Raw genomic sequence first — 10,949 nt, 5'->3', positions numbered from 1 at the left:
GCTGTCTGATTTTCCATTAATCCGCACTGCGTTCAAAGTGGCCTGTAGTGTAGTCTTTTGCGGATAATATATTTTCATATTTGTTTTTGTCTGATTCTGTAGCGAAAAACAGGCTGTTATAAGCATACAGCACATCTCTTACTTCTTCCGGTTTTTCGGTTGTAAAATCAAGACGATAAGAAACATAATATTTGGAAGCAATGCTCTTTAATTTATGAATTTTCTTAAAGAGTGAAACAGGAACACTGTTCCAAATAATATTATAACAGTGAAAGCAATCACATGTAACAGGTAGTATTCTTCCGGTTCTGTCAATCAACTTGTCATTTTCATAGTTGATAGCTTTTCCTCTGTCACCGGTACAACCTTTTAGCGTATTTTTAATGCAATTGGCAGTTAGCATCATGGGAACTCTTCCGTAAATCATAGTCCCTACGCTGATTTTTTGATCAGCGTCAATGGATATCGTTTTTTCTTCACACAAACAAGACAAAAGGTCTTCCGCTTCATGATGATTAAGCTCCAGTGGAAGATTAAATCCAGCGAACGATAAGTCCTTAAGGATTTCACAATATGAAGAAAGAGCTTCATGATTCCAGATATAGAGTCCGTAATCAGTTATTATTTCTTTCTTGAACTTGTATTCTTTAATAATACTCAGTTGTTCAAGGTTTCTGACAAGCACGCCGTCATAATCTTCGCTTTCGGCAATATCAAGAAGGCTTTTTATCTCCTTCCTGCAATCAATGAAGTTTTCATCTCTTGTAATGTAAGGAAGACTAATATAATTTCTGCATTTAGGTGATAAATGCAATTCATCGTTTAAAAGGACAATTCTGCTATCTATATAGATTGCATTAACGTTTTCAGATTCTTCCGAATATCTCACAGCTTCTTCCAATTGCGCTTTTGTTAATACAGAGATCAAAAATCCTTCATTTTTCTTCGGCGTCAAAGATCCTGATTTATCCGACTTAGATTCTTTCTTCTGATATTCATTTGAATACCCTCTGAATTTGCATATTTCATCTTCAAGCAAAAGTACGGCATTTCTTCGCAGCTCATTTAAAGCCTTGTTTGGTATAAAGATATTATCTGTGTCTATTTCTATTTTTTTATCAACAAGTTCGAAATGAGTATTTCCAAACTTTGAGAGCTGTTTTTCTATATCGGTTGCAGACATAGGTCTTTTTTGAGCTGTCTGCACAATTTCTCCAATGGCTGTTATAGATAAATTTTCATCTATTTCTGCGCATTTTTCCAGGCATAAACTAAGTTCAGCCTCTTTCCCGGCCATTAGTTTACATTTTAGAAAAACTGGTAGTTTCTTCTCTCCGGTAAGATATTTATTTCGTATATCACCAAGAACAGCATCATCAGAGCCATTGTAGGCAGGACTGTCAAGCGTAACCATATCGGCTCCGTTATGTTTAAAGTAATATCCTTCCCCTGTCTCTGAACGAAGATATAAAGAAGCAAGGATTCTTTTATCCTCGGAGGTAGCCTTTATCCGAATTTTACCGGGTTCAAAAGGCTTGGCAGAACTTTTCTGCTCATAATAATTATCTATAAGCTTTCTGTAAATTGAAGTAACACCAGCTGCATATTCGGGCTTTTTCATTCTTCCTTCTATCTTGAATGAATCGATACCGGCTTCTATAAGCTCGGGAATACGATCAAACATGCACATGTCTTTAAGACTGAGTGTATAACATTCAGTATTCTTAGAAGTCCTGTAAGGAAGTCTGCAGGGCTGTGCGCAACGTCCTCTGTTACCGCTCCTCTCTCCAACCATGCTGGAGAACAGGCATGCTCCGGAGTAACAGTAACACATTGCACCATGTATAAAAGCTTCAATTTCTATGCTATGTCCGTCAGGAAATTTGCAATTATCATGTATTTGTCTGATTTCATCAAGGGAAAGCTCTCTCGCGGGTACTACTCTTGAAGCTCCAAGTTCCATAAGAAGCGATGCTCCGGCATTACCCGTAATTGTCATCTGCGTACTGACATGCAATTCTACCCAGGGGAAAGTCTCCCTTATAATCCGGAATATACCAAGATCCTGAATTATTGCACCATCGAGGCCGGCATAAGCAAATTGTGCAAAAAAATCTATAAAAGCAGGAATTTCTTTTTCCTTTAGAAGAGTATTTACAGTGAGGTAAATCTTTTTTCCAATCAAGTGGGCATAGCGAATAGCCTTAATCACTTCTTCATCTGTGAAATTGTCTGCAAAAGCTCTTGCGCCAAAGCCCTGACCACCAAGATATACAGCATCAGCACCAGCGTTAAAGGCACCAATCATGGTCTCATAATTGCCGGCGGGAGCAAGCAATTCTACTTTATCCATAGATAAACCTTTCCTTAAGATGAAAAAGGCTGCCAATCGGCAGCCTCATATTACTTTTTCAGAGTTTTAAGCTCTGTCTCCATCTGGATGATCTTTCTTGAATCCTCTGAAATGTCAGACTGAAGATTCTTAACATTTTTCTCTGTATTTTCAAGCTTTATTTGAGTAGCAATCAGCTCATGTTTAATATCGTAAAGTTCTTTTTCCTTATCACTGAGTTGACCTTCAAGCATTTCTACCTGTTTCTTTGCTTTGAAATAGTCATCTGCGATATTGAGCTGAAGCAGAACATTCTGTGTATCCACGGGTTGTCTCTTAAAGCCGTCCATCTTGTTGTAATCAGCTATCTTATTGTTGATATAAGAAGCAACCTTCTGCAGATATTCTTCACTCTCGTATCCGCTAAGTGTAAAGACCTTACCGCCTATAATTACCTCTGTATCTGTCTTAGAAGCCATAGTTTTCCTCCCCACCTTAAAACTAAATATGTATTAAATTATATAACTTAGAAGTAAGGATTAGCAATAGTATTGGATGTTATTTAATAATAAATATACCACAACATCATGTATTTGTCATCCCTGTGAGCCCAAGATGTGCATATGCAAGGTCTGTAACAACTCTTCCTCTCGGGGTTCTGTTTATAAGACCGTTTTTCAAAAGATAAGGCTCGTATACATCCTCAATAGTACCGGGGTCCTCTCCTATTGAAGCCGCCAATGTATCAAGACCGGCAGGACCTCCGCCAAATTTTTCTATAAGTGTAAGAAGAAGTGTCCTATCGTTATGGTCAAGTCCCAGTTTATCTACATCCATCAGATCGAGAGCAGTCTTTGCAACTTCTTCTGTGATTACACCATCATACCGAACCTGGGCATAGTCACGTACTCTCTTCAGAATTCTATTGGCGATTCTAGGTGTACCGCGACTTCTTCTTGCCATTTCACGTGCACCGTCTTCCATGGTTTCAACCCCAAGAACCTTTGCCGACTGCATGATTATCTGCATTAGCTCAGGTGTCTCATAGAATTCCATTTTATAGAGCATTCCAAATCTGTCGCGAAGCGGAGCTGTAAGCATACCTGCTCTTGTAGTGGCTCCTATAAGAGTAAAATGAGGAAGATCTAGTCTTATAGATCTTGCAGTCGGTCCTTTTCCGATCATAATATCTATTTTGAAATCTTCCATTGCAGGATAGAGAACCTCTTCCACCTGCCTGTTTAGTCGGTGAATCTCATCGATGAAAAGAACATCACCCTCTTTAAGATTATTAAGGATTGCAGCAATTTCACCGGGCTTCTCAATAGCCGGACCACTGGTTACCTTGCAATGAACACCCATTTCATTTGCAATAATCTCGGCAAGAGTCGTTTTACCAAGTCCGGGAGGTCCATAGAGAAGAATGTGATCAAGACTCTGATTTCTCTTTTTGGCAGCCTCAATAGATACAACAAGATTTTCCTTAATTTTTGACTGACCAATATAATCCGCAAGCCTCTTTGGTCGAAGAGACCCCTCTATTTTTTTATCTTCATCAATTACCTCTGCATTAACGGCACCGTTTCCACGCTCTGCAGAGGTTCTTATTGTTCTTTTTTCCATACCTTTTTATATCCTCTTAAATTAGCTCTTTTAATGCAAGCTTAAGAATACCCTCAGTATCTTCTGCAGCTGCACCGCCATCTCCAATGACTTTCCTTACAGCACGAGAAGCTTCAGACAGACCATAGCCAAGACTTACAAGTGCTTCAACTGCCTCATTCGAAGGTTCATCAGCTCCGGGAACCGATATATTCTCACCGTTTCCACCGGCTTTTCCGGACAAAATATCATCATCGGAAATTTTATCCTTTAGTTCGAGGACAAGTCGTTCCGCTGTTTTTTTACCAACTCCGGGAGCCTTGCTTATTGCTTTGGAATCACCTGAAACAATTGCAAATCTCAGGTCATCCGGTGTCATTACGGATAAAATTGCCTGCCCTCCTTTGGGGCCAATGCCGCTAACACTAATAAGAAGCTTGAAAAAATCAAGCTCATCTCTTGTAAGAAATCCGTACAAATTCATGGCATCCTCACGAACACTCATATATGTATAAAGTTTTATCGGTTCTCCCTTAGAAGGAAGTCTGTCTGCAGTATAAGCAGAGATATTGACATTATAGCCAATACCTCCGACATCTATAATTGCCTGCAGATCTCTTTTTTCATCCAGTATTCCGTTAACAAAAGCAATCATTATCAAAGAGCTCCAATTTAATTATTTTTTTGGGAAATATTTATTTTTTTGAAAAATCCCCGGATCTTCTCTTACCATCATTTTCACTGTTGGAAGAGATGATCTCTGTCTCATAGGAGACATTTATTTTTGAAGAAAAATCAAGTTTTTGCCAGGACGTAATTAATCTTCCTATAACGCTATCTATATATTGTTCATCGATATCAGGCAAAAACAGAAAAAACTCATTTATACCGTTTTGCATCATAACGTCACTCTTTCTGAGTGAATTAGATAAAAATGTACCGAATTTCTTCATGCATTCTGTAAATTCGACTTTGGTCATATCTGATGAAACTGGCGTTGCATTAAAGAGTACTTTATATGCAGTGCCGTTATAGCTTCTGATATATCGCAGCATATATCTGTAGATGTGGCTGAATGCATCCTGGCCTATCCACATTGCACTGTTATAAGTTTCGTTTTCCTTGAGCAAATTACTGATTCTTTCTATCTCGTCTTTGGAAGCAACATCATATTCAATTACCTGTTCCATGGAATCCGAGAAAATATTGTAGCCATGCTTACCATGTTGTTTAACCTGATAAAGCGCGGTATCAGCCTTTCTGAACAGAAGGTCATAATCTCTTCCATCATTCGGTATAAAAGATACACCTATGGATACGCCGGTATTAAACGGCAGCGTATCTCCTACCAACTCATGCATTTTGACTGCAAGCTGCTGATTTATTCTATCGTTTAAAGAGCTGATACCATTCTCTCCCTTAAAGTTTTTTAGGAAGATGACAAATTCGTCGCCGCCTATTCTGCCGATGATATCATGCTCACGAGTATTAGTCTTAATAATATCGGAAAAAGCTTTAAGGACAAGGTCTCCTTTATCATGTCCGTAAAGATCGTTAACCTTCTTGAAATTATCAATATCAAGAATCATTAACGCTCCATCTGTGTCCTTGCACACTGATAATAATTTTTCATTTACGGCAGATTTATTTAAAAATCCGGTAAGGCCATCTATTGTAGCATCATTAATAAGTTCCTTAATTTTTGAAGTGTTTTCAAGAACATTGGAAATTCTTTTTAGCAGTACCTCTTCATTAAGAGGTTTGTGAATATAATCGACCGCACCAAGCTGGAGGGCTCTGTTCTCTGAGTTTTTATCTTCGTCGGCAGTTAAGAAAATCACGGGAGTTTCCTCTTCGTCCCTGTCCTTTTCCTGTTCGCGAAGTTTCTCATAGGTCTCAAAGCCATCCATTTCAGGCATAAGAATGTCCAGAAGAATCAGATCAGGTTTATTGTTCTTTAAATGAGCAAGAAGCTTTTTTCCTGATTTGATCGCAGTGACACGTATATTATTCTGGCTAAGAATATTACCTGCTGCGAGCAGATTGGTCATGTCATCATCGACCACAAAAACCCAACCGGCCATTTTCAACTCCTCCGAAAAAAGTACCATTAAATAATTGAACTGATTTCATCTTCAATTTTATCATACCATTCAAAGATTTTTTCTGTTTTTTCATCAATTATCGATAAATTATTATCTTTTCCTGCAAATTCCAGTTCTTTGGCGAGTTCGCTGAATTCCTCAGCTCCAAGAAGTTTAGTTGAACTCTTAAGCGCATGCAGCTCAATTATATAATTCTTAATATCTTTTTTCTCATAGAGTTCTTTTATTCTCTTCTTTTTTACATCTGCAGTTCGTATAAACATCTGAAGAATAGTGATATAGGCATCCTCAGAACCACATAATGAAATAGCCTCATCGATATTCAGATATGAAAGCTTTCTGAGCTTTTTCATATTATCGGAAGCATTGTCCTGATCGGCTTTTGATTCAAATATAGATTGTCCCGGTATAAACTCAATAATATCATCGTCTTCAATAATCTCATCAGATGACGGTATTTTTTCAGGTTCAGCCTCTTTTTCAGAAATAACTTCTTCATAAGACATTTTGAAATCTGGAAGATATTTACCAAGCATTTTTTCAAGAGCTGCCGGGTCGACGGGTTTTGACAGATAATCATGAAAACCTGCTGCAATATATTCTTCTCTTGCTCCGACAACAGCATTGGCAGTAAGTGCAATAACTGTGGTATCTTTCCGTAATAAATTCTCTTTCTTTAATTCTTGTAAAGTCTCAATACCATCCATTTCTGGCATCATATGATCGAGAAGGATGATATCATAATGCTTTTTTCTGACCTCACTTATACACTGGGCTCCTGATGTTGCAAAGTCGGGAGAAATCTTATTTCTTTTAAGGAGACCTTTTATAACCGCAAGGTTCATTTCGTTATCATCAACAACAAGGATATCAGCATGCTCAGCAACAAGATACTTCTCGGTAGTATCCTGCTCATCAGTAACAACAGTGGAAATATCGAAATCTCCGAGATAACCCCAATCGGTTACCTTCTGATTGAGGTCAAATGAAAATTCCGAACCTTCGCCGTATACGCTCTTAACCTCAAGATGACTGCCCATCATTTTAAGAAGACTTGTAACAATAGCAATACCAAGCCCCGTGCCCTCAATATTTCGGTTTCTCTTTTCATCAAGTCTCTGGAAAAGAGCATTCAGTTTATCAAGATCAACATCCTTAATACCTATACCGGTATCAGTAACCTTTACTTTCAGAATAGTGTGCTCTTTATCGTAATTTTCCGCAGAAACAGACAGGGTAACAGAACCCTTCTCCGTATATTTTACCGCATTGGTAAGAATGTTTAGGATAATCTGCTTTATTCTGACGTCATCACCATACATCCCTCTCGGTATATCCGGATCAATCTCAAGCTTAAGTTCAATATTTTTATTTTTAAATCTGGGACTTATCATGTTTATGACATCATTTAAAAGTGTCCTTGTTTCATAATTAACACAGATAATCTCGAGTTTTCCTTCCTCGATCTTTGAAAAATCAAGAATACTGTTAATTAAACTAAGAAGTGTCTTAGAAGCGCTTCTTATCTTGCTTGCATAACCCTTTATATCTGATCCCGGATTTTCTCGGAGGATCATTTCGTTCATTCCAATAATGGCATTGATAGGAGTTCGAATTTCATGTGACATCATTGCAAGGAAGTCACTCTTTGCTTTTCCTGCTGCAATCGCACTGTCAGCGGCCTCCTGCAACTGGCTGTTCATCTCCTCCTGCCACGTAAGCAGTCCTCCAAGCAGCCTGTACACAGCTATCACACATATAAGTGATGACAAGAATGCAATTGTACCGTATAGTATGGTCCTTCCGTAAATGTTAAGGAAATAGAACACAATATAAACCTTAAAGCCGGAATACTCATTCTCAACTGCAAGTAAAACTTTAAGATCATTATCATAATCCTTAAATATCATTATACTTTCGCCGTTTGTCTGGGCTTTTGCATAAGGCAGATTTGCAATATTAGTAGTTTTTCCTTCCCGCATTTGATAAGATCCGTTCGGATGATTGATAATCATGCCTCTTGTATCGGTAAGGAAGGCATAGTTTTTGTCATCATAGGATTTTCCGAGGATATCTATAAGCTTATCCATGTAAAAATCTATACCAAATACCCCTAGGAATTTTCCTGTTTTGTTGTCATATACAGCCCTTGAAATTGTTACACAGTAATATCCTGTTTTGGCATCTATATAAGGACTTGAAATACATGTCTCTTGATCAGAATTAATACTATCCATGTACCACTGTCTGTCTTCAACCTTAAAATTGCTGTCGGGCTTCCAACCGTTATTCATATATACCGTAGGAGTGAATTCTTTATTAGCAATATAAGTTGCTGATATCTGCTCGTATTGCGCGGTTATTCTTTCAAGATAATCTACTGTATTATCATAATTATTAAGGATATCGGGCTTTGTTGATATATCTGCACAGAACATATCAAGAATACTCTCTTGTGTAACAACCCATTCCGAAACCTGGTTGTTATATTGACCAACCATTTCACGCATGCGTGCCTTACACCATCTTGAGGTCATCCAGCTGATTGAAAGGACACTGATTAACATTGTAAGAGCCATCAGTGATATGATGAGATTTCTGAACCTGCTGCTGACTTTTGTGTATCGTTTTACACTTTGAGTATTATGTTTCTGTTTTTCTTCTTTTACAAAATTGGAATAACTGATGATTTGCTGAATGCTTTCGGAAAGCTGCTTTGTTGCATCCTGAATAGCCTCAAATCTGGCTTCATAATTTTTATCTTCATCAAAAGCCTTTGAGGTTGAATTGTTAATGATTGTATTTAACGGCGATTTTAAGTCGCCTGAAACAGCCCTAAGGAATTTATCTTTTGATTCAAGTGCATCCTGAGCTTTTTGCTCATTTTTCTTACTTACATAGTAAAGGACAAAAATAATTATAAAAAGAATAGCATTAAGAATAATCGCAGCTAAAAGCCACAAATAAGAGTCATGATATAATTCCCAGTCATTGATACATACTATAAGATACCACCCAAAATCAGTACCGGTGGCAAAAAGATTATCGTTAAAAAGCCCGTTTTTTATCCTCGAAGAAACTGTATTATCCGACGTTTTTGCATGATCAAAAACCCCGGCAAGTTCAGGATATGTATCCTGGAGCTTAAAACCTACATCGTCCTTATTGCTGCAACCTGCAATAACACCATCTCCTGAAACCATTACTGCGGTATTATTGTTTGCAATCGCAATCTGTTCGATTTCTTTCTGGATTTTATTTAAAGAACAATCTATGGCAATTACGGTTCCATCTTCCAAAGTCTCTTTTGAAACCGTATAACAAATTTGACCTGTTACAACATCAACATAGGGATCGCTTACATAAACCTTTTTATCATTGTTAACGGCACCCAGATACCAAATTCTGTCCTTGGCATTATAACCATCTGTTTCATCAAGATCCGGAATAATTTCATAGTCTTTTCCCGCAATGTATACATTAAAACCAACGCCGTCAGAATCTTTGAAAATCGCATCTTTTTTTGTATAAATGTAGGTTTCCAAAGCATCTTTATCATTTAATATAGGCAAAACTTCAATGGCTATTTCTGATGCATGATTTTTTGCGGTAATTATACCTTTATCAAGCTCTGCAACAATACTCTCCAGCTGATAAGCACCGGAATTTCTTGTTTCTTCAGCTGTCATATTAAATACAAGAAAAGTATTTATCAGGGTAACGAATATCAGAGCTATTAATACAATTATAATTATTCCGGCTGTACTTTTACTTTTCCTCACCGAAAAACCCTCATAAGTTAACAGAAAAATCAATAGATTACATCATAATTACACAAATAAATTATAAGTGTTTTTAGGTAAGCACATTATAAAGTTTTCTTAAAACGTTCATAAAATCTTGCTGTATTTAAGCATATAACCGGCTATTAAACCATTTAAAAAGCCGCACAGAGCACCTGAGATCAAAAGAAGCGGTAAATAGTAGATTATTCCGGAGGTTTTAACCACAAATGCAGCAATAAGAAGCTGACCGATGTTATGCGCAACACCGCCGCAAATACTTACTCCTCTCACATCGAAAATATCTGTCTTCTTAACAACACACATGACAATAAAGCTAATCACAGCTCCTGCAATAGAGAAAAGTATGCCAAACATATTTCCGAACAAGAAACCAGTAAGCACAATCCTTAACAGGTTTACAACTGCCCCTTCCTTATTCCCATAACTGTAGATCAAATATACGATTGCCATATTCGGAAGTCCAAGCTTCATCCCAGGAACACCTCCGAAAAACGGAATTAAACTCTCTATATATGATAAAATCATCGCGTAGGCCAAAAGAAGCCCAAGCAGTGCAAGCTTTTTTGTTTTCATAACAATCCTTCAGGCATTTAATCAGATTATTTCGACATACTGTCGAGTTCACCCTTTTCTTCACTACCCTTTATAGTAACAACAACTCTGTGCGGCAGACATATTATCGACTCCCCGATCTTTGAAATTCCCCCCTGCTTAATACACAGTTTATCAGGGCAATCAGCCTCATTTACATAACAAACTCCATCCCTGACAACAACCTTATTTTTACCACCATCAAACCCGATAACTTCCAACTCATTATCAACATCAAGGGCCAATTCCTTTACCACTTCCCCATCAACCGAAACCACCACAAGCTCGCCATTCCTTGAATTAACCCTGTTAAACAGCATAATCAACAAAGCTAATAAAACCACTCCCACTAATAACGCATAACTTTTTGCTTTCTTATTTTTTTCTTTCATATTCATTGCCCAACTTATAATGTAATTAACAAAAAACGCCCCATCTCCTCAAGGAAACAGGGACATAAAATAATTATATAGAAAGTTTACATAATAGAAAAGGTCGAACGCTGCAGATTGA

8 protein-coding genes are annotated in these 10,949 nt (G+C 37.6%); all 8 read right to left on the bottom strand.

All coding sequences use genetic code 11. From position 1 onward, the window contains the following. Nucleotides 1-16: 16 nt before the first annotated feature. Nucleotides 17-2,353, bottom strand: coding sequence for a peptidase U32 family protein (locus G596_RS0100865; RefSeq protein WP_022759933.1), 2,337 nt, complete (start codon nucleotides 2,351-2,353; stop codon nucleotides 17-19). Nucleotides 2,354-2,403: 50 nt separating this feature from the next. Next, complete coding sequence (gene zapA / locus G596_RS0100860) at nucleotides 2,404-2,811, bottom strand: cell division protein ZapA (protein WP_022759932.1); 408 nt, start codon at nucleotides 2,809-2,811, stop codon at nucleotides 2,404-2,406. Nucleotides 2,812-2,917: 106 nt separating this feature from the next. Then, nucleotides 2,918-3,955 (bottom strand): Holliday junction branch migration DNA helicase RuvB, encoded by a 1,038-nt coding sequence (ruvB, locus tag G596_RS0100855; RefSeq protein ID WP_022759931.1) that lies wholly within the window; start codon nucleotides 3,953-3,955, stop codon nucleotides 2,918-2,920. Nucleotides 3,956-3,971: 16 nt separating this feature from the next. Then, nucleotides 3,972-4,589, bottom strand: coding sequence for a Holliday junction branch migration protein RuvA (gene ruvA, locus G596_RS0100850; RefSeq protein ID WP_022759930.1), 618 nt, complete (start codon nucleotides 4,587-4,589; stop codon nucleotides 3,972-3,974). Between the two features lie 40 nt (nucleotides 4,590-4,629). Continuing rightward, entirely contained in the window at nucleotides 4,630-6,018 is a 1,389-nt protein-coding gene (locus G596_RS0100845) for a GGDEF domain-containing response regulator (RefSeq protein WP_022759929.1), read from the bottom strand. A gap of 26 nt (nucleotides 6,019-6,044) precedes the next feature. Beyond that, a complete protein-coding gene (locus G596_RS20410) occupies nucleotides 6,045-9,821 on the bottom strand; it encodes a response regulator (RefSeq protein ID WP_022759928.1) in 3,777 nt (1,258 codons plus the stop codon). A gap of 108 nt (nucleotides 9,822-9,929) precedes the next feature. Next, a complete protein-coding gene (locus tag G596_RS0100835; RefSeq protein WP_022759927.1) occupies nucleotides 9,930-10,418 on the bottom strand; it encodes a Gx transporter family protein in 489 nt (162 codons plus the stop codon). Between the two features lie 26 nt (nucleotides 10,419-10,444). Then, nucleotides 10,445-10,828, bottom strand: a complete 384-nt coding sequence (locus tag G596_RS0100830; RefSeq protein WP_196805171.1) for a NusG domain II-containing protein — start codon at nucleotides 10,826-10,828, stop codon at nucleotides 10,445-10,447. Between the last annotated feature and the right edge of the window lie 121 nt (nucleotides 10,829-10,949).

The organism is Butyrivibrio sp. AD3002 (assembly GCF_000420905.1).
In the GTDB taxonomy this organism is placed as follows: Bacteria; Bacillota; Clostridia; order Lachnospirales; family Lachnospiraceae; genus Butyrivibrio.
Note: the sequence above shows the minus strand (reverse complement) of the source record. Positions and strands in the feature narration are given on the sequence as shown.

Coding starts and splice junctions, on each gene's coding strand:
- G596_RS0100865 (WP_022759933.1), bottom strand. CDS start 2,353: ATGGATAAAGTAGAATTGCTTGCTCCCGCCGGCAATTATGAGACCATG.
- zapA (WP_022759932.1), bottom strand. CDS start 2,811: ATGGCTTCTAAGACAGATACAGAGGTAATTATAGGCGGTAAGGTCTTT.
- ruvB (WP_022759931.1), bottom strand. CDS start 3,955: ATGGAAAAAAGAACAATAAGAACCTCTGCAGAGCGTGGAAACGGTGCC.
- ruvA (WP_022759930.1), bottom strand. CDS start 4,589: ATGATTGCTTTTGTTAACGGAATACTGGATGAAAAAAGAGATCTGCAG.
- G596_RS0100845 (WP_022759929.1), bottom strand. CDS start 6,018: ATGGCCGGTTGGGTTTTTGTGGTCGATGATGACATGACCAATCTGCTC.
- G596_RS0100835 (WP_022759927.1), bottom strand. CDS start 10,418: ATGAAAACAAAAAAGCTTGCACTGCTTGGGCTTCTTTTGGCCTACGCG.
- G596_RS0100830 (WP_196805171.1), bottom strand. CDS start 10,828: ATGAAAGAAAAAAATAAGAAAGCAAAAAGTTATGCGTTATTAGTGGGA.